We start from the raw sequence: 22574 nt of genomic DNA on the forward strand, positions 1-22574 counted from the left end.
CCGGGTTGGTGGATCGAGGGCCTTCCGCGCGAGCGGGAGGCCCTTTTTCGTCGTCCTCGCGTTGCGCCGGCGCGCGCCCTTCGGCAAAGCGGAGGCGGGTGCGACGGGAGGACACGATGAGCCAGGCAACGGTCACGGTGGTCGAACACCCCCTCGTCCAGCACAAGCTCACGCTGCTGCGCGACAAGAACCGCTCGACGCAGGGCTTCCGCAACCTGCTCAACGAGATCGGGATGCTGCTCGCCTACGAGGTGACGCGCGACCTGCCGCTGGAACCGGTTACGATCGAGACGCCGATCCAGGTGATGGAGGGGCGGCAGATCCAGGGCAAGAAGCTGGTGCTCGCCCCGATCCTGCGGGCCGGCGTCGGCTTCCTCGACGGCATGCTGTCGCTGCTGCCCTCGGCCCGCGTCGCCCATGTCGGGCTTTATCGCGACCCGGAGACGCTGGAGGCGATCGAGTACTACTTCAAGGCGCCCTCGGACCTCGCCGACCGCACGGTGCTGGTGCTCGACCCGATGCTGGCGACCGCGAACTCCGCCATCGCCGCACTGACGCGCCTGAAGGCGCGCGGCGCGCAGGACCTGCGCTTCGTCTGCCTGCTCGCCGCCCCCGAGGGCGTCGCCCGGCTCCAGGCCGCCCATCCCGACGTGCCGATCTGGACGGCAGCGATCGACAGCCACCTCAACGACCACAGCTACATCGTGCCGGGCTTGGGCGACGCCGGCGACCGGATGTACGGCACGCGCTGAAGCCGGCGGGCTTGCCAACGGGGCGCATGGCGGCAACTAGGGGCGAGCCCCTTGGAGGAGACCGCCCGATGACGACGCTGCCCGAGACCATGCGCCAGGTCTGCTTCAACGGCTTCGGCGGCCCCGAGGTGATCGGCACCGAGACGGTGCCGCTGCCGAAGGCCGGTCCGGGTCAGGTGCTGATCGAGGTGGTGTCGGCCGGCGTCAACCGTCCCGACGTGATGCAGCGCGGCGGCAAGTATCCGCCGCCGAAGGGCGCCACCGCCGTGCCGGGCCTGGAAGTCGCCGGCCGCATCGCCGCCCTCGGCGAGGGCGTGTCCGGGCTGTCGCTCGGCGACGAGGTCTGCGCCTTGGTGATCAGCGGCGGCTACGCCGAGTTCGCCGTCGCCGAGGCCGGCCATTGCCTGCCGAAGCCCAAGGCGCTGTCGCTCGTCGATGCCGGCGGCATCCCGGAGACGTTCTTCACGGTCTATTCCAACGTCGTGCAGCGCGGCCGGCTCACATCCGGCGAGACCTTCCTGGTCCACGGCGGATCGAGCGGCATCGGCTCGACCGCGATCCAGATCGCCAAGCACATGGGCGCACGCGTGTTCGCCACCGCCGGCTCGGCCGAGAAGTGCGCCTTCTGCGAAAAGCTCGGTGCGGACGCAGCGATCAACTACCGCGAGGCGGACTTCGCCGAGGAGATCCAGCGCCTCACCGACGGCAAGGGCGTCGACGTGATCCTCGACATGATCGGCGCGAGCTACCTCGCCAAGAACCTCGCCTCGCTCGCGATCGAGGGGCGCCTCGTGCTCATCGCGCTGATGGGCGGCAACAAGGCCGAGACCCTCAACATCACGCCGATCATGATCAAGCGGCTGACCTTCACCGGCGCGACGCTTCGGCCGCGGCCGAGCGCCGAGAAGGCGGGCATCGCCGACGGTCTGCGCCGCGACGTGTGGCCGGAGCTCGATGCCGGCCGCATCCGCCCGGTGATCCACGCGACCTTCCCGTTCGAGGAGGCGCAGAAGGCCCACGAGCTGATGGAATCGAGCGCCCACCTCGGCAAGATCCTGCTCGTCACCGGCCGCTGAGGGCGGTCGGCGGCGGCCATCACAGGAACCCCCGGCAAAGGCCCCGCGTTTGCCGGGTCGAGAACGCGTGCCGGCCTTCGGCGCGCGGCGGCGCCCTTACGGCGTTTCGGTGAGGTGTGAGAATGGTCGAGCAGGTTCCCAATCAGAACGCACGCCAGGGCGAGCGCGGCAAGTCGATGCTCTGGGTGCTGGTCGGCAGCCTCGTGCTGCTCGCCGTGGCCACGATCGGCCTGCTGACCTGGAACGGCGCCAACGCGCCGAAGGACTACGCCAGCCAGAGCCAGGACGCGTCGCGCAAGGAGGTCACCGGGTCGGTGACGGGCTCGAACAACGCGCCGTCCTCGAGCAACACGAGCGGCGTGCCGGCCGGCAACCCGACCTACCCGCAGCCGGCCCAGCCGAGCGCGAACGGCAACCAGCCGAAGTAGGCGCTGTGCGCAGCCCGGCCCGCGCTCAGCGGGTCGGGACCGGCGTTTCGCCGCGATAATCGTAGAAGCCGCGCTTGACCTTGCGGCCGAGCCAGCCGGCCTCGACGTACTTCACCAGGAGCGGGCAGGGCCGGTACTTCGAATCCGCCAGCCCCTCGTAGAGCACCTGCATCACGGAGAGGCAGGTATCGAGGCCGATGAAGTCGGCGAGCTGCAGCGGGCCCATCGGGTGGTTCGCGCCGAGGCGCATGGCGGTGTCGATCGACTCCACCGACCCCACGCCCTCGTAGAGCGTGTAGATCGCCTCGTTGATCATCGGCAGCAGGATGCGGTTGACGATGAAGGCCGGGAAGTCCTCCGACATCGTCGAGGTCTTGCCGAGCTTGGCGATGAAGGCCTTGGCCGACTCGTAGGTCGGGTCCTCCGTCGCGATGCCGCGGATCAGCTCGACGAGCTGCATCACCGGCACCGGGTTCATGAAGTGGATGCCGATGAAGCGCTCCGGCCGGTCGGTCGAGGCGGCGAGCCGCGTGATCGAGATCGACGAGGTGTTGGTCGCGATCAGCGCATCCGGGCGCAGCGACGGGCACAGGGTCGAGAAGATCTGGCGCTTGGTCGCCTCGTGCTCGGTGGCGGCCTCGATGACGAGGTCGCAGGGGCCGAGGTCGTCGTAGCTGCGCGCGGCGACGATGCGCTCGCGCACCTCGCGGCGGTGGCTCTCGTCGATCGTGCCCTTCGAGACCTGGCGGGCGAGGGTGCCGTCGATGTTGGCGAGCCCCGCGTTGAGCCGATCGGGATCGCGGTCGTTCAGCAGAACGTCGAGGCCGGCCGCAGCGCAGACGTGGGCGATGCCGCTTCCCATCTGCCCGGCACCGATGATGCCGACCCGCTTGATATCGATGCCCATCTGTCGATCCATGCCCCCGACGCCCACAACCGGAGCGGCTGCCGAGCTTTCCTGCGCTGCACGGTCCCCGATCCACCGCGAAAGCAGCACGGACTGCGCAGCAGATCTTTTAGCGCCTTCACCGGCCCCGGTGGAACCCGTCGCGCTACTTAAGACGCGACAGGTTCGACGGGACGCCCCGATCCGTCATCGCACGGATCGGGACAGAGAACTGAAGCCTCGCCTCAGTTGCCTTTGGCCTTGCCGATCTCGGCCTGCAACTCCGGCACGATCTGGAACAGGTCGCCGACGAGGCCGTAATCCGCCACCTGGAAGATCGGGGCGTCCTCGTCCTTGTTGATCGCGACGATGACCTTCGAGTCCTTCATGCCGGCCAGGTGCTGAATCGCGCCGGAGATGCCGACCGCGACGTAGAGGTCGGGCGCCACCACCTTGCCGGTCTGGCCGACCTGCCAGTCGTTCGGGGCGTAGCCGGCGTCGACGGCCGCGCGCGAGGCGCCGACGGCGGCGCCGAGCGTGTCGGCCAGCGGCTCGATCAGCTCCTTGAACTTGTCGGCCGAGCCGAGCGAGCGCCCGCCGGAGACGATGCTCTTGGCAGCGGCCAGCTCCGGCCGGTCGGACTTGGCGATCTCCTCGCCCTTGAAGGTCGAGCCGCCGGCGGCGGGCGCCGCCGCCGTGACCGCCTCGACCGGAGCCGCGGCGCCGCCCACACCGGTCGCCTTGAAGGCGGCGGTGCGGACGGTGATCACCTTCTTGCCGGCGCCGGCCTGGACCGTCTGGATCGCGTTGCCGGCGTAGATCGGGCGCTCGAACGTGTCGGGCGAGATCACCTTCATGATGTCGGAGATTTGCGCCACGTCGAGGAGGGCGGCCACGCGCGGCAGGATGTTCTTGCCGGTGGTGGTCGCCGAGCACACGATCGCGTCGTAGGGCTCGGCGATGGCGACGATCAGGGCGGCGACCGGCTCGGCCATGTCGTGGTCGTAGGCCGCGTCGTCGGCGAGCAGCACCTTGTCGACGCCGTCGAGCTTGGCGGCCGCGTCGGCGGCGCCCTTGCTGCCGGCGCCGACGACGAGGGCGTGGATGGGGGCGCCGAGTTCCTTGGCGGCGGTGAGCGCCTTCAGGGTGCCGTCCTTGATCTCGGACTGGCCGTGCTCGACGAGGAGGAGGGTGGTCATCGGTTCAAACCTCTGATCTCGGATGGGGCGCGCGCTCGACCGGGAGCGGGAGCGCGCGCAGTCGGGACTAGATGACGTTGGCCTCGGTCTTCAGCTTCTGCACGAGCTCGGCGGCCGAGCCGACCTTGACGCCGGCGGAGCGGCCCGGCGGCTCGGTGGTCTTGAGCACCTTGAGCTTCGGGGTGACGTCGATGCCCAGTGCGTCGGGCGACATCTCCTCCAGCGGCTTCTTCTTCGCCTTCATGATGTTGGGCAGCGAGGCGTAGCGCGGCTCGTTGAGGCGCAGGTCCGTCGTCACGATCGCCGGCAGCTTGAGCGACACCGTCTGCAGGCCGCCGTCGACCTCGCGAGTCACGTCGAGGCTGCCTTCGCCCGCCTCGATCTTGAAGGCGAAGGTGCCCTGCGGCCAGCCGAGCAAAGCCGCGAGCATCTGGCCGGTCTGGTTGGAATCGTCGTCGATCGCCTGCTTGCCGAGGATCACCAGCTCGGGGCTCTCCTTCTCGACGATCACCTTCAGGATCTTGGCCACCGCGAGGGGCTCGCAGACCGTATCGGTCTTCACCAGGATCGCACGGTCGGCACCCATGGCGAGCGCGGTGCGCAGCGTCTCCTGGGCCTGCTGCGGCCCGATCGACACGGCCACGATCTCGGTGACCTTGCCCTTCTCCTTCAGGCGAATCGCTTCCTCGACCGCGATCTCGTCGAAGGGGTTCATCGACATCTTCACGTTGGCGAGTTCGACCCCCGAGCCGTCGGCCTTGACGCGAATCTTGACGTTGTAATCGACGACCCGCTTGACGGGCACCAGAACCTTCATGGCGGTCTACTTCCTCCGCGTTCGGATTGTTTTGATCGGTGGAAACCGGAGCGCCGCGATCGGCCGCTCGCACAGGGCGCGGACCGTAACGGCCACATTTCCGCCTTGTCAACGCGGCGCGCGCCCGCGCTTTCGAAAAGCCGCGGCCGGCCGACGAAGGGCGTTCGCTTCTACGGTACGGAGATGGGCGCGTGCGGCCCGGCTCTTTGCAGCCGGTGCTTGCTACCGGTTCTTGCCCGGCACCCAGAGCACGTCGTCGACGCCGTCCGAGTTGGCGGCGCGGCTCGCCACGAACAGGAAGTCCGAAAGGCGGTTGAGGTACTTGAGCGCTTCCGCGGAGACGATCTCACCCTCGGTCGCCGCGAGCGCGACAGCAAGCCGCTCGGCGCGGCGGCTGACGGTGCGGGCGAGGTGGAGGGCGGCGGCCGCCGGGGAGCCGCCGGGCAGCACGAAGGACTTGAGCGGGGCGATGTTAGCGTTCAGCGCGTCGATGTCGGCTTCGAGCCGGGCGACCTGCGAGGCCACGATCCGCAGCGGCTCGTAGGCCGGGGGCGTGTCGCTCGGCGGCGTCGCGAGGTCGGCGCCGAGGTCGAACAGGTCGTTCTGGATCGCGCCGAGCATCGCGTCGAGGCGCGGCTCGGCGTGCTGGCGGGCGAGCCCGACGCAGGCGTTGGTCTCGTCGACGGTGCCGTAGGTCTCGACCCGCAGGTCCGCCTTCGAGCGGCGCTGCCCGTCGGCGAGCGCCGTGGTGCCCTTGTCACCGGTCCGTGTGTAGATGCGATTGAGGGTGACCACGGGTCCGCCGACGCTTTCAGATCAGAAGGTGTAGCCGAGCTTGCCGCCGAAGTTCGTCAGGCCGCGATTCTCGCCGCACAGGCCGGCGTTCGACATGTGCTCGACGGTCGCCATCACGCTCCAATGCTCGGTGATGCGGAAGCCCAGCGCCGCCGCCTCGCGGAACAGCGGCGAGCAGCCGAGCGAGTTGAAGCCGTAGGGGGCGAGCGCCTTCGGGCCGGTATAGCCGTTATGCGCGGCGCCGCCGAAGAAGCCGTCGATGAAGACGCGGCGGTCGAAGGTCTCGGGGAACAGGTCCACCGACCAGGTGGCGCCGAGGTAGGCATAGCTGGTCCGGCCGCCGGTGTTGTAGCTGCCGCCCACGGTCGCGCGCGGCACGAACGCCTGCCAGAACGGGTCGGCGCTCACCAGCGGCTTCGTGAATAGGATTTCGCCGTTGACGTTCTGCTTCTCGAAGCCGGGAAGCTTGCCCTCGGCGCTTCCGGGATCCTGCACCGAGCCACCGATCCGAACCTCGGAGACGATGCTGAGGGGCTGCACCGGCGGCGCGTAGGCCGCGGGCCGCGGCGCGTACCCGAGATCGGCCGCCGCGACGGGCGAGGCGATCGCGAGGGCCAGCGCGCCGGCGACGAGACGGTGGAAGGTGGGCTTCATGCGGGAACGGATCCGGATTGAACCCGGAATCCCTAGCATGCTTGGCTGCGCCCGGATCGCCGTTTCATCCGCGCCGGGGTGGAATGCCGACCGGTGCGGCCCGCCGGTCACAGTCGCGCGCCCTCAGGCGGAGCGCCACCAAGCCACGCCCATGATCACCAGGATCGCCACGAACTGCAGCAGCACGCGCAGCCGCATCAGGCGTTGCGACAGGTTCGCGTCGCCGCCACGCATCATGTTGGCGAGGCCGAGGAGGAGGATGACGGCCACCGCGAGGCAGGCGACGAGGACGAGGGTGTTGCCGGACATGGTGGGGGGATCTCGCAGAGCGTTCGGCGCCGCTTATAGAGGCTTCGCGGCGGCGGCGGCAGGGGCGAAGCGCCGCTGGCGCCAGGACGGGCTCCCCCGCTAGCACAGAGACGCCTCCAGAGCCGTCATTCCGGGCTCGCCTGCGGCGCCCCGGAATGACGGGCCGCGCAGGACGGTCGGCGGCGTGCCATCAGTTCCGGCGCAGCAGCCGCTCGAAGTAGTCGAGTTCTTCCTGCGGACGCGTCGGGTCGCCGAGCTTGCGCCGCAACTCCTCCATGATCCGGCGCGCCCGCTGGACCGCGGATTCGTCGGCCGTCGGCACGCGCACGCGGCCATCGCTCATGTCGCGCCCGCGGGTCGGGCGGCCGAGCGGGTCGTCGTCCTTGGCGCCGGCCTGGCCCTGCTGGCCCGGCTGCTGGCCGTCGGGCTTGTCGCCCTGGCCTTCGCCCTCGGCTTCGGCCGATTCCTGCATCTGTTGCTGCATGCCGTCGGCGCCGCGCTTGAGCCCGTCCAGCGCACGGCCCTGCGCGTCGACGGCGTCGCCCTCTTGCCCGTCCTTCAGCGCGTTCTCGGCCTCGCGCATGGCATCCTCGGCATCGGACAGGCCTTCCTCGCCCTTCATGCCGTTCTCCTTCATGCGGTTCTGCAGGTCCTGCAGGCGCTCGCGCAGGGCCTGCTGGCGTTCGCCGACGCCGCCCTGCTGGCCCTTCTGCTGGCCCTTGCCCTGCTGCTGTCCCTGTTGACCCGGCTCCCCTTGGCCCTGTTGGCCTTGCCCCTGTTGACTTTGCCCCTGTTGACTTTGGCCCTGCTGGCCGGGGCTCTGCTGCCCCCGCTGGCCGGGCTTCTGCCCCTGCTGGCTGCGGTTCGGCGGCCGCTGGCCCTGCTCGGGGCCGGGCTTCTCCTGGCCTTCCTTGAAGGTCTCGTCGCGCAGGCCCTGCTGCTCGCGGGCCATCTGGTCGAGCTCCTTCATCTGCTTCTGCATCTCGCGGGCGGTCGGATCGGACTTGCCGCCCTGCTCGGCGCTCTGCAGGTTCTCGAGGATGTTGCGCAGCTGCTCCATCAGGCGCTGCGCCTCGGCGGTGTCGCCGCGCTTCATCGCCTCGGCCATGTCCTTGAGCATCTTGTCGAGGTCGTCCGGCGTCACCGACTTCGATGGCTGGCCCTGCTTGTCGCGCGAACCCTGCTCGCGCGGCTGCTTGCTCTGCTTCTCGGCAAGCTCCTTCATGAATTTGTCGAGCGCCTGCTTCAGGTCCTGCGTCAGGCGCTTGATCTCGTCGTCGGGGGCCCTCTTGTCGATCGCTTCCTTGAGCCGGTCCTGCGCCTGCCGAAGCTTCTTCTCGGTGTCCGAGAGGTCGCCGTCTTCGATCTTGAGAGCCATCTCCCAAAGCAGGTCCGCCACCTCGGTGAGGGCGGCGTCGTTCCCGGCCGCGCGCAGGCGGCGCGCCGCGGTCTTCAGGCCGAGGAACACGCCCGGCTGCGGCGTGAACAAATCCGGTGCGACAAGCAGGGCGTCGAGCGCCATCTGCACCCGGACGCGACCTTCGTCCGGCGTCACGACGAGGCGGCGGCGCTCTTCTGCCAGCGCCCGCGCCAGGGAATCGCGGAACGGGCGAGCCGGCAGCACCATCTCGGTCGTCGGCGTGCGGCCTTCCTGGCCGGCCTCGTCCTTGACGAGGTACGTGAAGCGCACCCGCGCGCCGGACCAGGGGTTGTCGGTGAGGTCGACGAGCGTCTTGGTGTCGGTCTCGCCGTTGGCGTCGCCGGGCAGGGCCAGGGCGATCCGCGGCGGCGGCACCAGCGAGCGCGTACCCTCGATCGGCTCGACGACCCCCTCGGCGGAGGCGATGCCGTAATCGTCCTTGGCGCGATAGCTGAGGTTGAAGGTGCCGCGCCCGTTCACCTCGGGCCCGCCGACGGCGTGGACCTCCGGCGGCAGGTCGGGGATCGCCTCGACCACCAGGCGCTGAATCTGGCCCGGCGCCGCGATGGTCAGCGCGGCGCTCGGGCCGACGATTTGGAACCGGTCCTCGCGCAGGTCCGGCCGCGGCTCCTTGCCGGGCACGGCCTTGAGGCCGGCATCCGGCGTCAGCACCGTCTGCGCCGGACTTTCGCCCGCGATGCGCACGATCAGCTGCGAGTTCACCGGCACGCGCAGGCGCTGCTCGCCCCCGGACATGGCGACCGCCAGCGGCGGAAGCCGGGTGTAGAGCGGCGGGTCGATCCAGGCGTCGATGCGGTAGCTCGGCCCGGCGGATGCGGCTTCGCGCCAGTCGAACGCGCTGCCGAGGCGCTCGCGCCATTCCGGGCCGGCGACGAACAAGCTCGCCACCGCCGCGACCACGAGGCCGGCGCGCAGGGCGAACGGGTCGTGGCGCGGCATGCCCGGGCGCGGCAGGCCGACGCGCAGCCGCGCGACCGCGGCGGCGGCGCGGGCCTGGTGCAACGCCCACAGGGCGCGCGTGTCGGGGTCGGCGGTGCCGACGGCCAGCGTATCCTCTATCGTCGAGGCCGGCGCATGGGTCAGCGCCCCGTCGCGCGCGGCCGCCTCGCGGTCGATGCGGGCGAGCGCGGCGCGCCGGTCGGCCCGGCGCAGGCGCACGAGCGGCGACAGGACGGCGACGAGCGCGGCAGCGAAGGCGACGAGGCCAACGATGCGCCAGGTGGCGGGGAGATCGAGCCAGAGACCGAGCCAGGACACGGCGAGGAACGCCAGCACGACGCCCAAGCCCCGCCACAGCAGCGGCCAGGCCCGCTCCCAGAAGCCGGCGGCGCTGGCCTGCGCCACGAGCCGGTCGAGCTGCGCGGCGGTGTCGGATCGCTTCGGATCGGTTCTGCTCACGCCCGCAATCGCCTCGCCGCTCTCGAACCTGCATCTTTCTGCAGGCAGGCTAGCATGGTGGGCATCGTGCGCGTGCGGGTCAAATCCGCTCAGGGCGGAGCAAGGGCCGTTAGTCGTGCGACTGGATGAAGTTGCGCACAAGCGGGTAGGTCTGCCCTTCCCACTTGCGGCCCGAGAACACGCCATAGTGGCCGACGCCGGCCTGGAGGTGGTGGCTGCGCATGTGCGGGGGCAGGCCGGTGCAGAGGTCGTGCGCCGCCATGGTCTGTCCGACGGCGCAGATGTCGTCGCGCTCGCCCTCGACCGTCATCAGCGCGGTCTTGCGGATCGAGCGCATGTCGATCGGGTTGCCACGGTAGGTCAGCTCGTTCTTGGCCAGGGTGTAGTCCTGGAACACCGTCTTCACCGTCTCGATGTAGAATTCCGCCGCCAGGTCGAGCACGGCGAAGTACTCGTCGTAGAACCCGGCGATCGCGTCGGCCTTCTCGACCTCGCCGTTGGCCATGTGCCAGAACAGGTCCGCATGGCCCTGCATGTGTCGCTTGGTGTTCATCGACACGAAGGCCGAGACCTGCACGAAGCCGGGGTAGACGCGCCGGCCGGCGCCCTTGTGGCGCCGGGGCACGGTGGAGATCAGGTTCTTCTCGAACCACTCGATCGGCTTCGAGGTGGCGAGCGCGTTCACCGAGGTCGGGCTGATGCGGCAATCCACCGGGCCGGCCATCAGCGTCATGCTGCGGGGCGCGGCCGAATCCTTGGTCTCGGCCATGACTGCGGCGGCGGCGAGCGCCTGCACGGTCGGCTGGCACACGGCGAGCACGTGGGCGGGGCCGCCCATCGCCCCGAGGAACTGCACGAGGTGGCCGACATAGTCGTCGAAGCCGAAGGCGCCATCCGAGAGCGGCACGTCGCGGGCGTTGTGCCAATCGGTGATGTAGACGTCGTGGTCGGGCAGCAGGGTCTTCACCGTGCTCCGCAGCAGCGTCGCGAAGTGGCCCGAGAGCGGGGCCACCACCAGCACCTTCGGCTGCTCGGTGTCGATGTCCTTGCGGAAGCGCAGCAGGGTGCCGAACGGCGTCGAGAGCATCGGCTCCTCGACCACCGGGACCTCGCGGTTGCCGACCGCGATCGTGTCGATGCCGAAGGAGGGGCGCGCGAAGGTCAGGCCGGCGCGCATCATCATGCGGGCGCCGGCCGACATCCAGTTCATCGACTCGCCGAAGCCGGCCCAGGGCGAGACCGCATCGTGCAGCACCCGTCCCCAGGCCCGCGTCTGCTGGGCCATGTCGCATTGCATGTCGAACGCGTCGTACAGCATGGGGCGTGCACTCGTGCGCGACCGGCCCGACGAGCGGGCGGTCACGGCTTCCGGTTGGGGCTGATACGCCGCGTCGTGCTGCATCATCATGGAGGCAGGATCAGTCGTGCGCGCGAGCACCGCAACTGGCTAAACGACGAAGCCGCCGCCCTGTGGCTTCGGGGTATCATGTCTCGCGGCCGCCCGCTTGTCAGTCCGGGTAAGGCCATGCTCAATCGCGACGATGATCGATGGAGGCAGGCCCGCCGCGGGGCAGACCAAACGCTACGCCCAGAAGCGCGAGGCCATCCTCGACGCCGCGGCACGGCACTTCAACGCCCGCGGCATCCGCGGCACGGCGCTGAACGACGTCGGCGGCAGCGTCGGCCTCATGCCGAACAGCATCACCTACTATTATCGCCGCAAGGAGGACTTGGCGGCCGCCTGCTACGTCAGCACCATCGCGTGGCATGAGGCCCTGCTGGCCGAGACGGCGGCCTCCGCCGACCCGCCTCGGCGGCTCTCCGCCTTCCTCGCCGCGTATTTCCGCGATCTGGCGGCGATCGAGATCGGGGCGCGGCCGCCGCAGGTCCGGCTCACCGACATGCGCGCGCTGCCCGAGCCGCAGAGCGCGATGGTCTATGCCGCCTACAACGCCTTCTTCCGGCAGGCGCGCACGGCGTTCTTCCCCGAAGCCGCCTTCCCGGGTCTCGACCGGGACGCGCTGAACGCGCGGACGCATCTCGTGATCTCGGTGGTCCACACAGTCCGCGCCTGGATCGACCGCTACGAGGCGGCGGACTACCCCCGCGTCGGCGAGCGCGTCGCCGACCTGCTGCTGCGCGGGCTCGCGGGGCCGGAGAGCCGCTGGAGCGGCGATGCGCCCGATCCCGTCACGGCGCCCGCCGACCCGACCGAGCCGTTCCTGCGGGCGGCGACCGCGCTCATCAACGCGGAAGGCTATCGCGGCGCGTCTGTCGAGAAGATCTCGGCGCGGCTCAGCGTGACGAAGGGCTCGTTCTACCACCACAACGACAACAAGGACGACCTGATCGCCCAGTGCTTCGCGCGCACCTTCGAAATCCTGCGGCGGGAGCAGGAGGCGGCGGAGGCCGCCGGCGGCAGCGGCTGGATGCGGATCACCGCCTGCGCCCGCGCCCTGATGCGCCATCAGGTCTCCGAGCGCGGTCCGCTCCTGCGCTGCACTGCGGTCGGCGCCCTGCCGGACAGCCTGCGGGCCGAGATCCCGCTGACCATGCGGCGGCTGTGGGAGCGCCTCGCCTTCCCGATCGGGGACGGCATCGCCGACGGCTCGATCCGCGCGATCGACCCGTCGATCGCGGCCCAGGTCGTGAGCAGCATGATCGACGCGGCCTCAGACCTCGACCGCTGGTGCGAGGTCGAGGGGGCGCACGCGGCGGACGTCTTCGCACGCCCGCTGTTCGTCGGCGTCTACGCTCCGGCCGGTTAGAGCATTTTCATGCGAGGTGGATGCCGGCTCGCGTGAAGAAAATGCGACCACACATCAGGTTAGAGCTTTTTCCGTGATCCAGGGATCACGGAAAAAGCTCTAGGCCGCGATCAGGCCGCCGTCGTCGGCGACGCGGCGCAGGTGGTAGGGCGTGTCGCCGAGCTGGTACTCGATCATCGCCAAGCGCTTGAAGTGGTGCGCGCCGATGTACTCCATGGTCATGCCGATGCCACCGTGGAGCTGCACAGCCTCCTGGCCGAGGAAACGGCAGGCCTTGTTGACCTGAACCTTCACCGCGGAGAGCGCGGCTGCGCGCTCGGCGGCGTCGGCGGAATCCACCATCATCGCCCCGTAGATCGCCATCGAGCGCGCCTGTTCCAGGGCGATCAGCATGTCGACCGCCCGGTGCTGCAGCGCCTGGAAGCTGCCGACTGTCACGCCGAACTGCTTGCGCTGCTTGAGGTAGTCGACGGTGAGCGCGTGCAGCGCCGACATCGAGCCGAGCGCCTCTGCCGCCAGCGCCGCGATGCCGTGCTCGGCCACGCGCACGAGGAGCGGCAGGCCGTCCTCCGAATCGCCGAGGACGGCGTCCGCGCCGACCGCGACGTTGGCGAAGGCGACCTCCGCGGCCCGCCCGCCATCCTGGGTCGGATACGCTTCGATGGTCACGCCCGGCGCGTCCGCCGGCACCACGAACAGGCCGATGCCGTGCCGGTCGCGGCGCTCGCCCGAGAGGCGGGCGCTGACCACGATCAGGCCGGCGGAATCGGCGTTCAGCACCACGCTCTTCTGGCCGTCGAGCACGTAGTGCGAGCCCTCGCGGCGGGCTTTCGTCGCGACATCGTGAAGGTCGTAGCGGGACTGCCGCTCCGTGTGGGCAAGCGTGAGACGCGTGGTGCCCTCGATCAGGCCGGGCAGCCAGCGCGCCTTCTGGTCCGAATCGGCGCCGAGGCGAATCGCCGTCGCGCCGAGGACGCCGCTGGCGAAGACCGGCTCGACGGCGAGGTTCCGGCCGATGGCCTCCATCACGATCATCGTCTCGACCGCGCCGCCGCCGAACCCACCATCCTCTTCCGAGAACGGCAGGCCGCAGACGCCGAGCTCTGCGAGCTTGCCCCAGTTCGCCTCGGAGAACCCCATCGGCTCGCGGGTCCGGGCCTGGCGCGCCTCCAGCGAGGGATAGCCGTCGGCGCAGAAGCGCTCGACGCTGTCGCGCAACAGGTTCTGCTCTTCGCTGAAGTCGAAATCCATGAAACGAACCGCTTTCTACGAGACGCTCGACGCGACCGATGCGGCCGCGGGTCCCTTCTCCCAGGGGGAGAAGGACAGGATGAGGGGCGTGACCTTTCCGGATAGGTGACGCCCCTCACCCCAACCCTCTCCCACCGGGAGAGGGGGTGGTCCGGAGCCACGCCCGCCGGACGGAGCAGAAATCAAAGCCCCAAGATGCCCTTGGCGATGACGTTGTGCTGGATCTCGTTCGAGCCGCCGTAGATCGAGACCTTGCGGTTGTTGAAGTAGCTCGGCGCGGCCGCATCCACCCAGTCGAAGCCGCCGGGCGGATTGTTGCCGCCGCCGCCGCGGGCGGGCGCCGCGAGCGAGAACGGGCCGGCCAGCTCCACCAGCAGTTCGGTGGCGGCCTGTTGGAGCTGCGAGCCGCGGATCTTGAGGAGCGAGGAGGCCGGGTCGGGTTGCACCGAGTCGGCGCGGCCCTGCTTGGCCGCGACCCGCATCTGGGTGATCTCCAACGCCTTCAGCTCGATCTCGACCTCGGCGACGCGTCCGCGGAAGTCGCCGTCGTCCCACATCGAGCCGGCGCCGGACGGCATCTCCCGCGCCAAGCGCTTGATGCGCTGGATCCGCTCCTTGGTCAGGCCGATCCGGGCGATGCCGGTGCGCTCGTTGGCGAGCAGGAACTTGGCGTAGTCCCAGCCCTTGTTCTCCTCGCCGACCAGGTTCTCGACCGGCACGCGCACGGAATCGAAGAACACCTCGTTGACCTCGTGGCGCCCCTCCAGGGTGATGATTGGGCGCACGGTGATGCCGGGCGTCGTCATGTCCATCACCAGGAAGGAGATGCCGCGCTGCTTCTTCGCCTCCATGTCGGTGCGCACGAGGCAGAAGATCCAGTCGGCGTGCTGGCCGAGCGTCGTCCAGGTCTTCTGGCCGTCGACGACGTAGTGGTCGCCGTCGCGCACGGCCTTCGTCTTGAGCGAGGCGAGGTCGGAGCCGGCGCCGGGCTCGGAGAAGCCCTGGCACCACCAGTCGTCGAGGTTCGCGGCGCGCGCCAGAAAGCGCTCCCTCTGCGCCTGGTTGCCGAAGGTCGCGAGCACCGGGCCGAACATGTAGCAGTTGAACTGCTGCGGCAGCGGCACCGCCGCCTGCAGCAGCTCCTCGGTGTAGATGTAGCGCTGGATCGGCGTCCAATCCTGGCCGCCCCATTCCTTCGGCCAATGCGGCACGGCCCAGCCGCGGGCGTTGAGGATGCGCTGGGCCGTGACGACGTCGTCCTTGCCGAGGCCCCGGCCTTCCGAGACCTTGCGGCGGATCTCGGCCGGGATCTTCTCGCGGCAGAAGCTGCGGACCTCGTCGCGAAACGCGATCTCCTCGGCGGTGAAGCGCAGGTCCATGGCTCAGTTCCCGATCTCGAACAGGCCGGCGCAGCCCATGCCGCCGGCCACGCACATGGTGACGACGGCGTAGCGCGCCCCGCGGCGGCGGCCCTCGAGCAGGGCATGGCCGACGAGGCGGGCGCCGCTCATGCCGAAGGGGTGCCCGACGCTGATGGCGCCGCCGTTGACGTTGACCCGCTCCGGGTCGATCCCGAGCGTGTCGCGGCAGTACAGCGACTGGCTCGCGAAGGCCTCGTTCAGCTCCCACAGGTCGATGTCGGCGACCTTGAGCCCGTGCCGCTCCAGCAGGCGCGGCACCGCGAAGACCGGGCCGATGCCCATCTCGTCCGGGCCGCAGCCGGCCGACGCGAAGCCGCGGAAGGTGCCCAGTGGGGCAAGCCCGCGCCTCACGGCCTCCGCCCCCGACATCACCACGCAGGCCGAGGCCCCGTCCGAGAGCTGGCTGGCGTTGCCGGCGGTGATGAACGCGGTCTCGCCGCGCACGGGCTTGAGCCTGGCCAGACCTTCGAGCGTCGTGTCGGGGCGGTTGCCCTCGTCCTTGGCGAGCCGCGTCTCGACGGTGCGGGTCTCGCCGGTGGCCTTGTCGGTCACCGACATCATCGCGGAGATCGGCACGATCTCGGCATCGAACAGGCCGCGCTCCTGCGCCGCCGCGGTGCGACGCTGGCTTTCCAGCGCGAACGCGTCCTGGGCCTCGCGCGAAATGCCGTAACGCTCGGCGACGATGTCGGCGGTCTCGATCATCGGCATGTAGATCGCCGGCAGGTGGGCGAAGAGCCAGTCGTTGCGGGTCAGCTCCTTCTGCACCTTCGGCTGCACCAGGCTGATCGATTCGAGGCCGCCGGCCACCGCCACCGGCACGCCGTCGAGGATCACGCGCCGTGCGGCGCTGGCGATCGCCTCGAGGCCCGAGGCGCAGAACCGCGACACCGTCACGCCGGCCGACCCGACCGGAATGCCGGCGACGAGGCTCGCGTGCCGCGCGACGTTGCCGCCGGTCGCGTTCTCAGGATAGCCGCAGCCGAGCACGACCTCCTCGACCTCGGCCGGCTCGACGCCGGCGCGCTCAACCGCGGCGCGGATCGCGTGCGCCCCGAGGTCGGCGCCGTCTGTCAGGTTCAGCGCGCCGCGGAACGCCTTGCCGATCGGCGTGCGGGCGGTGGAGACGATGACGGCGTCGATCATGCGGGTCGGGCTCCGGTGTTGTCGCGCGCCGTCATGGCCTGTTCTTCGGCGACGAGCACGCTGGCGAGCAGCTTGCCCGCCGGGCTACGGGGGAGGGCGTCCCGGAATTCGAGCGCCCGCGGGATCTCGTGGCGGCCGATGCGGCTGGCGAGGAAGGCGTTGAGCTCGTCGAGGGTGAAGCGCTCGGCGCCGGGCTTCAGGGTGACGAAGGCCTTGGCCGCCTGGCCGCGATAGTTGCAAGGGATGCCGATGACGATGGTCTCGGCGACCGCCGGATGCTCGTAGATCGCGCTCTCGATCTGCACCGGGTAGACGTTGTAGCCGCCCGAAATGATCATGTTCTTGCGCCGGTCGACGAGGTCGAACAGGCCGTTCTCGTCCACTCGCCCGATGTCGCCGGTGAGGAACCAGCCGTCGCGGAACGCTTCGGCCGTGGCGTCCGGCTGCTCGAAGTAGCCGGCGAAGACGTTGGGCCCGCGGATCGCGATCTCGCCGGTCTCCCCGGTCGGCACCTCCACCGAAGGGTCGTCGAGGGAGACGACCCGCATGGCGATGCCCTTCAACGGGATGCCGATCACGCCGGGCCGGCGCTCGGCCGCGCGCGGCAGGCGGGTGCCGGCAGGCGAGGTCTCGGTCATGCCCCAGCCGACCCCGAGGTTGACGCCCATCAGCCGGCTCAGGCGGCCCATCACGTCGAAGGGCAGGGGCGCGCCGCCGCTCATGCACGAGCGGAGCGACGAGAAGTCCACCGCCTCGATGCCGGGGTGATTCAGCAGCGCGAACCACATCGTCGGCACCCCCGGCAGCGCCGTGGCGCGGCGGACTTCGATGTCGGCGACGATCTCCTCCGGGTCGAAGCGCTGGCGCAGCAGGATCTGCGTGCCGCCGCGGATGCCGCGCAGGAGCACCGTCGTCAGCGCGTAGATGTGGAACAGCGGCAGAACGCAGACGGCGCGGGCCGAGGCCTCGCCCTCGTCGCCGTCGTCTGTCCAGAGCCGGTACATCGAGACGGCGGCCGTCAGGTTGCCGTGGGTCAGCATCGCCGCCTTCGGCAGGCCGGTGGTGCCGCCGGTGAATTGCAGCAGCATCACGTCGGAGGGCTTGCGCTGCGGCCAGGCGGCCGGGCGCGGCGCGCTGCGCAACGCGGCCAGCGGTACGACGCCGGAGCGGTCCGGGATCGGCAGGGGCTCCAGCACGGTGGAGGCGCCCCATTCCGCGTCGTCGCCGACGAGGACGGTGTCCACGGCGCCCTCGTCGAGCAGCGTCAGCGCCACCGGCAGGAAGCCGGGCAGGTTGGTGGTCACGAGGACGCGGGCGCGGGTGGTGCCGAGCTTGTGCGCAAGTTCCCGCGGCGCATCGAGGCCGGACAGGTGCGCCACCCGCAGCCCGGCGCGGGCTGCGGCGAAGAACGCCACAGGGTGGAACGGGGTGTTCGGCAGGTGCAGGCCGATCGTGGCGTCGGGCGCCAACCCGAGCCGGATCAGGCCGGCGGCGATCGCCTCGACGTGGTCGGCGAATTCGGGAAAGCCGATCGCGCGTCCGCGAAAATCGAAAGCCGGCCCCTTCGCCCCGGCGACGCCGGCCGCGAGCAGGTCCGGAATCGTTCCGACCTCGATCGCGCCGTCCCAGTCGCAGGCTTCGGGGAAGTGCCGCGCCCGAGCCTCCGCCCGAGCCTCCGCTGGCGATTCGGCCTCTCGGATCGCCGGATGCGACACGCCAACCTCCCAGACGCGACCTCGGGCGGGCCGCTGTTCCATGATTGCGAAATTCGATTTATGCCGATGGCGGTCGCTGTCAACCGAACATACCGGTTTTTCGAAACCGGAAGGCCGGGCGCGACGCCGGGCGGCGCTGCAGACGCGCCGAATTCAGGATCTGGAGGAACCGATGGAGCCGACGACGGAACAGGACCTGCCGCTGTCGGGCATCCGCGTCCTCGACCTGTCGCGCGTGCTGGCCGGCCCGTGGTGTGGACAGGTGCTCGCCGACCTCGGCGCCGACGTGATCAAGGTCGAGCATCCCGAGCGCGGCGACGACACCCGCGACTGGGGCGTCGCCACCAGCCCGGGCAACACCACCTATTTCGACAGCGTGAACCGCAACAAGCGCTCGCTCGGCCTCGACCTCGCGACCGAAGAGGGCGCGGACCTGGCGCGCAGGATCGCCGCCGGCTGCGACGTGCTGATCCAGAACTTCAAGCGCGGCGGCGCCGACAAGCTCGGCCTCGGCTACGCGCGCCTCTCGGCCGAGAACCCGGGCTTGGTCTACTGCTCGGTGGCCGGCTACGTCGGCGACGGGCCGGAGGCGGACCGGCCGGGCTACGACCTCGTGGTGCAGGGCGAGTCCGGGCTGATGGCGTTGAACGGCCGGCCCGAGGAGCCGCCGCTGAAGTTCGGCGTGGCGGCGGTGGACCTGTTCACCGGCCAGTACGCGGCGCAGGCGGTGCTCGCCGCGCTGCTGCAACGCCACCGCACCGGGCGCGGCCGCCACGTCGAGATGGCGCTCTACGATTCCGGCCTCAGCCTCACCTCCTATGTCGGCCTCGCGGCCCTCGCCCTCGGCCGCGATCCCGAGCGGGTCGGCAACGCCCACCCGGCGATCGTGCCCTACGGCGTGTTCGAGGCGGCGGACGGTCCCCTCGTGATCACGGTCGGCAACAACGGCCAGTATCGCCGCTTCTGCACGGTGATCGGCCGCGAAGACCTCGCCGCCGACCCGGACTTCGCGACCAACCTCGGCCGCTCGCGCCATCGCGCACGGCTCGCCCCCGAGATCGACCGCGAGCTCACCCGCATCCCGCGGGCGGCGCTGATCGAGGCGCTTCGCGCCGCGGGCATCCCCTGCGGCGAGGTCGCGGGCCTGCACGAGGCTTTCCGCTCCGAGCGCACGGCGCAGGCCGGCATGCTGCACGCGGGCCGCTCGCCCGTCCTCGCGCCGCCCTATCGCCTCGACGGCGACCGGCCGCCGGTGCGCCGGCCGCCGCCGAGCCTCGGCGAGCACACCGACGCGCTGCTCACGGAACTCGGCCTCGATTCGGAGCATATCGCGGACCTGCGGGCACGCGGCGTCGTCGCTGGCTGAGCCTCGCCGACAGGGCCGGACCCCGATCTCGAAAACGGCCGACGCCCGGAGCGAACCGGGCGCGGCGACGATGAGGAAGCCAGCATGACCGACACCCCGACCACCCTCCGCCGCGACGGCCGCATCGCCGTGATCACTCTGGCCTCGCCGCCGGTGAACGCGCTTGGCTCGGCCGTCCGCGAGAGCCTGCGCGACCGGATCGCGGAAGCGGGCGCGGACGAGGCGGTCGGCGCGATCGTGCTCACCGGTTCGGGCAAGCTGTTCTCGGGCGGCGCCGACATCACGGAGTTCGGCAAGCCGCCTCGCGGCATGGGCCTGGGTGAGCTGCTCGACATCATCGAGACCTCGTTCAAGCCGGTGGTCGCCGCGATCCACGGGCAGGCGCTCGGCGGCGGCCTCGAGCTTGCGCTCGCCTGCCACCACCGGGTCGCGACGCCCTCGGCCAAGCTCGGCCTGCCGGAGGTCAAGCTCGGCCTCGTGCCGGGCGCCGGCGGCACGCAGCGCCTGCCGCGGGTGGTCGGCCCGCAGAAGGCTCTGGAAATCATCACCTCGGGCCAGCCCGTCGGCGCCAAGGCCGCGCAGGCGATGGGGCTCGTCGATGCGTTGACCGGCGCGGACACGCTGGTGGCCGACGCGGTCGCCTTCGCCGAGCGCGTCCTGGCCGAGGGGCAGGCCTCGCCGCGCATCCGCGACCGCGACGACCGGATCGCCGAGGGTCGCGACAACCCCGGCCTTTTCGAGGCCTTCCGCAAGGCGAATGCGAAGAAGTTCCGCGGCTTCGAGGCGCCGGAGGGTTGCATCCGCTGCGTCGAGGCGGCCTGCAATAGACCGTTCGCGGAAGGCATGGCCTTCGAGCGCGAGACCTTCGAGCGGCTGATGCACGGCGCCCAGTCGATCGCCCAGCGCCACGTCTTCTTCGCCGAGCGCGAGGCCGCCAAGATCCCGGGCCTGGGCAAGGACACGCCGACCCGCGCGGTCGCCCGCGTCGGCATCATCGGCGCCGGCACGATGGGTGGCGGCATCAGCATGAACTTCCTCAACGCCGGCATCCCGGTGACGATCGTCGAGGCCAAGCCCGAGGCGCTGGAGCGCGGGCTGAAGACGATCCGCAGGAACTACGACGGCTCGGCCAAGAAGGGCCGCATCACCGCCGCCGACGTCGAGACCCGGATGGGGCTGCTCACCGACAGCCTCGACTTCGCCGACCTCGCCGCGTGCGACCTGATCATCGAGGCGGCGTTCGAGGACACGGACCTCAAGCGCACGATCTTCGAGAAGCTCGACGCCATCGCTAAGCCGGGCGCGATCCTCGCCTCCAACACCTCCTACCTCGACATCGACGTGATCGCCGGCATGACGAAGCGCCCGCAGGACGTGATCGGCATGCACTTCTTCTCGCCGGCCAACGTCATGCGGCTCCTCGAAGTGGTTCGCGGCGCGAAGACCGCACCAGACGTGATCGCCACCGCGATGGCCCTGGGGCGGCGGATCGGCAAGGTCGCGGTGCTGGTCGGCGTCTGCCACGGCTTCGTCGGCAACCGCATGCTGGAGCAGCGCCAACGCGAGGCCAACAAGCTGATCCTCGAAGGCGCCCTGCCGCAGGACGTGGACCGCGTGGTCGAGGGCGTCGGTCTGCCGATGGGGCCGTTCGCGATGAGCGACCTCGCCGGCCTCGACATCGGCTGGTCGGCCGAGACCTCGAAGGGCGAGAGCGTGCGCGACATCCTGTGCGAGCAGGACCGCCGCGGACAGAAGACCGGGCGCGGCTTCTACGATTACGACGAGAACCGGCAGTCCACGCCCTCGTCCGAAGTCGATGCGGTGATCCGTCAGGTGTCCGAGCGCAAGGGCATCGCCCGCCGCACCGTGACGGACCAGGAGATCCTGGAGCGCTGCCTCTATCCGATGGTCAACGAGGGCGCCAAGATCCTCGAAGAGGGCAAGGCGCTGCGGGCCTCCGACATCGATACGGTGTGGATCAACGGCTACGGCTGGCCGGTCTACACCGGCGGCCCGATGCACTGGGCCGACGCCATCGGCCTCGACACGATCCTGGCTCGGATGAAGGCTTTCGAAGCCGAGCACGGGCCGGAATTCACACCCTCGGCCCTGTTGGAAAAGCTCGTCGCGGAAGGCGGGAGCTTCGCCGGGTACGACAAGGCGGCGCGGAACGCAGGCTGAAAGCGCCACCCTCCAACCTTCGCGCGGCTGCGACTTCTCGGGTTGCCGAAGGTGCCGCTGGTCCCCTCTCCCGTTCGGGAGAGGGACAGGGTGAGGGGCGTGCCCTGTCCGGATCGACCTGACCCCACACCCCAACCCTCTCCCGAACGGGAGAGGGGGCCGCACAGGGCTTCGAGCGATCGTCTCTCTTACCCGATCGCCCCGCTGGCGATCGTCACGCCGCCATCCACCACGATCGCCTGACCGGTCGTGAACCGCCCCGCGGCGGAGGCGAGGAAGATCGCGGCGCCCGCGATCTCGTCCGGCTCGCCGATGCGGCGCAACGGGGCGCCCGAGGTCGCGGCTTCCAGAACCTTCGGGTCCTCCCAGAGGGCGCGGGCGAAGTCGGTGCGTACCAAGCCGGGGCAGATGCAATTCACGCGGACGTTGTGCGGGCCGTACTCGACCGCGTAGTTGCGGGCGAGCTGCATGTCGGCGGCCTTCGAGACGTTGTAGGCGCCGATCACCGGCGAGCCCTTGAGGCCGCCGATCGAGGAGACGATGACGATCGCGCCGTCCCGCCGGGCGATCATCGACGGCGCCACGAGCTGGATCAGCCAGTGGTTCGAGACGACGTTGTTCGACAGGATCTTCTGGAATTGCTCGTCCTTGATCTCGGCGAGCGGGCCGTAATACGGGTTGCTGGCGGCATTGCAGACCAGCACGTCCACTTCCCCGAATTTTTCGCGGGTTTCGAAGATCAGGCGGACGAGGTCGTCCTTCACCGAGATGCTGGCCGGCACCGCCATCGCGCGGCCCGCGCCGTGCGCCGCCTCGATCTCGGCCACGACCGCGTCGCAGGCCTCGCGCTTGCGCGACGACACCACCACCCGCGCCCCCTGCTCGGCCATGCGCAGGGCGATGGCGCGGCCGATTCCCCGGGACGAGCCGGTGATGACGGCGACCTTGCCGGTGAGATCGAACAGCGACAT

The 22574-nt window shown here is 70.3% G+C and carries 19 protein-coding genes; 6 read left to right on the top strand and 13 right to left on the bottom strand.

Annotated features, from left to right (window positions below; translation table 11 throughout):
* Positions 1-116 precede the first annotated feature (116 nt).
* The 3 genes from upp (at position 117) to MFF13_RS16745 (ending at position 2256) form a co-directional block, all read left to right on the top strand.
* Positions 117-752: a uracil phosphoribosyltransferase gene (gene upp, locus MFF13_RS16735; RefSeq protein WP_147752267.1), complete on the top strand. Its 636-nt coding sequence runs from the start codon at positions 117-119 to the stop codon at positions 750-752.
* A 68-nt stretch (positions 753-820) separates the two neighbouring features.
* Complete coding sequence (locus tag MFF13_RS16740; RefSeq protein ID WP_147763944.1) at positions 821-1828, top strand: NAD(P)H-quinone oxidoreductase; 1008 nt, start codon at positions 821-823, stop codon at positions 1826-1828.
* Positions 1829-1950: 122 nt separating this feature from the next.
* Positions 1951-2256, top strand: a complete 306-nt coding sequence (locus MFF13_RS16745; RefSeq protein WP_147752269.1) for a hypothetical protein — start codon at positions 1951-1953, stop codon at positions 2254-2256.
* A 25-nt stretch (positions 2257-2281) separates the two neighbouring features.
* On the opposite strand, the gene MFF13_RS16750 is transcribed toward MFF13_RS16745, so the two are convergent.
* From MFF13_RS16750 to MFF13_RS16785, 8 genes are all read right to left on the bottom strand, one after another.
* The gene (locus tag MFF13_RS16750) at positions 2282-3163 is read right to left on the bottom strand and encodes a 3-hydroxybutyryl-CoA dehydrogenase (protein WP_147752270.1); all 882 of its coding nucleotides are present in this window, start codon (positions 3161-3163) and stop codon (positions 2282-2284) included.
* Positions 3164-3387: 224 nt separating this feature from the next.
* Positions 3388-4341 carry an electron transfer flavoprotein subunit alpha/FixB family protein gene (locus MFF13_RS16755; RefSeq protein ID WP_147827938.1) on the bottom strand — a complete coding sequence of 318 codons (954 nt, stop codon included), beginning with the start codon at positions 4339-4341 and terminating at the stop codon, positions 3388-3390.
* A 67-nt stretch (positions 4342-4408) separates the two neighbouring features.
* Positions 4409-5158: an electron transfer flavoprotein subunit beta/FixA family protein gene (locus MFF13_RS16760; RefSeq protein ID WP_147763946.1), complete on the bottom strand. Its 750-nt coding sequence runs from the start codon at positions 5156-5158 to the stop codon at positions 4409-4411.
* A gap of 222 nt (positions 5159-5380) precedes the next feature.
* Positions 5381-5953 carry a cob(I)yrinic acid a,c-diamide adenosyltransferase gene (locus tag MFF13_RS16765; protein ID WP_147752273.1) on the bottom strand — a complete coding sequence of 191 codons (573 nt, stop codon included), beginning with the start codon at positions 5951-5953 and terminating at the stop codon, positions 5381-5383.
* Between the two features lie 21 nt (positions 5954-5974).
* A complete protein-coding gene (locus MFF13_RS16770; RefSeq protein WP_147752274.1) occupies positions 5975-6607 on the bottom strand; it encodes an acyloxyacyl hydrolase in 633 nt (210 codons plus the stop codon).
* Between the two features lie 123 nt (positions 6608-6730).
* Positions 6731-6916 (bottom strand): twin transmembrane helix small protein, encoded by a 186-nt coding sequence (locus MFF13_RS16775; protein WP_147763947.1) that lies wholly within the window; start codon positions 6914-6916, stop codon positions 6731-6733.
* A 190-nt stretch (positions 6917-7106) separates the two neighbouring features.
* Entirely contained in the window at positions 7107-9764 is a 2658-nt protein-coding gene (locus MFF13_RS16780) for a TIGR02302 family protein (RefSeq protein WP_373322562.1), read from the bottom strand.
* A gap of 100 nt (positions 9765-9864) precedes the next feature.
* Positions 9865-11073 (bottom strand): polyhydroxyalkanoate depolymerase, encoded by a 1209-nt coding sequence (locus MFF13_RS16785; RefSeq protein WP_147763949.1) that lies wholly within the window; start codon positions 11071-11073, stop codon positions 9865-9867.
* A gap of 223 nt (positions 11074-11296) precedes the next feature.
* Here MFF13_RS16785 and MFF13_RS16790 point away from each other — a divergent pair, with 223 nt between their 5' ends.
* Positions 11297-12523 carry a TetR/AcrR family transcriptional regulator gene (locus tag MFF13_RS16790; RefSeq protein WP_147763950.1) on the top strand — a complete coding sequence of 409 codons (1227 nt, stop codon included), beginning with the start codon at positions 11297-11299 and terminating at the stop codon, positions 12521-12523.
* A gap of 99 nt (positions 12524-12622) precedes the next feature.
* Here the strand turns inward: MFF13_RS16790 and MFF13_RS16795 are convergent, their stop codons facing one another.
* From MFF13_RS16795 to MFF13_RS16810, 4 genes are all read right to left on the bottom strand, one after another.
* Positions 12623-13774, bottom strand: coding sequence for an acyl-CoA dehydrogenase family protein (locus tag MFF13_RS16795; protein ID WP_147764902.1), 1152 nt, complete (start codon positions 13772-13774; stop codon positions 12623-12625).
* Between the two features lie 182 nt (positions 13775-13956).
* Entirely contained in the window at positions 13957-15153 is a 1197-nt protein-coding gene (locus MFF13_RS16800) for an acyl-CoA dehydrogenase family protein (protein WP_238272550.1), read from the bottom strand.
* A gap of 3 nt (positions 15154-15156) precedes the next feature.
* The gene (locus tag MFF13_RS16805; protein ID WP_147764900.1) at positions 15157-16341 is read right to left on the bottom strand and encodes an acetyl-CoA C-acyltransferase; all 1185 of its coding nucleotides are present in this window, start codon (positions 16339-16341) and stop codon (positions 15157-15159) included.
* Complete coding sequence (locus MFF13_RS16810) at positions 16338-18041, bottom strand: AMP-binding protein (RefSeq protein WP_373322563.1); 1704 nt, start codon at positions 18039-18041, stop codon at positions 16338-16340. Before MFF13_RS16810 ends, MFF13_RS16805 begins: the two co-directional genes overlap by 4 nt.
* A gap of 187 nt (positions 18042-18228) precedes the next feature.
* Between MFF13_RS16810 and MFF13_RS16815 the strand changes: the two genes are divergently transcribed.
* Positions 18229-19422 (top strand): CaiB/BaiF CoA transferase family protein, encoded by a 1194-nt coding sequence (locus MFF13_RS16815; RefSeq protein WP_147827942.1) that lies wholly within the window; start codon positions 18229-18231, stop codon positions 19420-19422.
* 84 nt (positions 19423-19506) lie between these two features.
* On the top strand, positions 19507-21603 hold the full coding sequence (locus tag MFF13_RS16820) for a 3-hydroxyacyl-CoA dehydrogenase NAD-binding domain-containing protein (protein ID WP_238272552.1): 2097 nt from the start codon (positions 19507-19509) through the stop codon (positions 21601-21603).
* Positions 21604-21791: 188 nt separating this feature from the next.
* Here MFF13_RS16820 and MFF13_RS16825 read toward each other — a convergent pair whose 3' ends face one another.
* On the bottom strand, positions 21792-22574 hold the full coding sequence (locus MFF13_RS16825; protein WP_147764895.1) for an SDR family NAD(P)-dependent oxidoreductase: 783 nt from the start codon (positions 22572-22574) through the stop codon (positions 21792-21794).

Source organism: Methylobacterium cerastii (assembly GCF_022179125.1).
Lineage (GTDB): Bacteria > Pseudomonadota > Alphaproteobacteria > Rhizobiales > Beijerinckiaceae > Methylobacterium > Methylobacterium cerastii.

Excerpts from the sequence above, each read along its gene's own strand:
- upp (WP_147752267.1), top strand. The coding sequence starts at position 117 with ATGAGCCAGGCAACGGTCACGGTGGTCGAACACCCCCTCGTCCAGCAC.
- MFF13_RS16740 (WP_147763944.1), top strand. The coding sequence starts at position 821 with ATGACGACGCTGCCCGAGACCATGCGCCAGGTCTGCTTCAACGGCTTC.
- MFF13_RS16745 (WP_147752269.1), top strand. The coding sequence starts at position 1,951 with ATGGTCGAGCAGGTTCCCAATCAGAACGCACGCCAGGGCGAGCGCGGC.
- MFF13_RS16750 (WP_147752270.1), bottom strand. The coding sequence starts at position 3,163 with ATGGGCATCGATATCAAGCGGGTCGGCATCATCGGTGCCGGGCAGATG.
- MFF13_RS16755 (WP_147827938.1), bottom strand. The coding sequence starts at position 4,341 with ATGACCACCCTCCTCCTCGTCGAGCACGGCCAGTCCGAGATCAAGGAC.
- MFF13_RS16760 (WP_147763946.1), bottom strand. The coding sequence starts at position 5,158 with ATGAAGGTTCTGGTGCCCGTCAAGCGGGTCGTCGATTACAACGTCAAG.
- MFF13_RS16770 (WP_147752274.1), bottom strand. The coding sequence starts at position 6,607 with ATGAAGCCCACCTTCCACCGTCTCGTCGCCGGCGCGCTGGCCCTCGCG.
- MFF13_RS16775 (WP_147763947.1), bottom strand. The coding sequence starts at position 6,916 with ATGTCCGGCAACACCCTCGTCCTCGTCGCCTGCCTCGCGGTGGCCGTC.
- MFF13_RS16785 (WP_147763949.1), bottom strand. The coding sequence starts at position 11,073 with ATGCTGTACGACGCGTTCGACATGCAATGCGACATGGCCCAGCAGACG.
- MFF13_RS16790 (WP_147763950.1), top strand. The coding sequence starts at position 11,297 with ATGATCGATGGAGGCAGGCCCGCCGCGGGGCAGACCAAACGCTACGCC.
- MFF13_RS16795 (WP_147764902.1), bottom strand. The coding sequence starts at position 13,774 with ATGGATTTCGACTTCAGCGAAGAGCAGAACCTGTTGCGCGACAGCGTC.
- MFF13_RS16800 (WP_238272550.1), bottom strand. The coding sequence starts at position 15,153 with ATGGACCTGCGCTTCACCGCCGAGGAGATCGCGTTTCGCGACGAGGTC.
- MFF13_RS16805 (WP_147764900.1), bottom strand. The coding sequence starts at position 16,341 with ATGATCGACGCCGTCATCGTCTCCACCGCCCGCACGCCGATCGGCAAG.
- MFF13_RS16815 (WP_147827942.1), top strand. The coding sequence starts at position 18,229 with ATGGAGCCGACGACGGAACAGGACCTGCCGCTGTCGGGCATCCGCGTC.
- MFF13_RS16820 (WP_238272552.1), top strand. The coding sequence starts at position 19,507 with ATGACCGACACCCCGACCACCCTCCGCCGCGACGGCCGCATCGCCGTG.
- MFF13_RS16825 (WP_147764895.1), bottom strand. The coding sequence starts at position 22,574 with ATGTCGCTGTTCGATCTCACCGGCAAGGTCGCCGTCATCACCGGCTCG.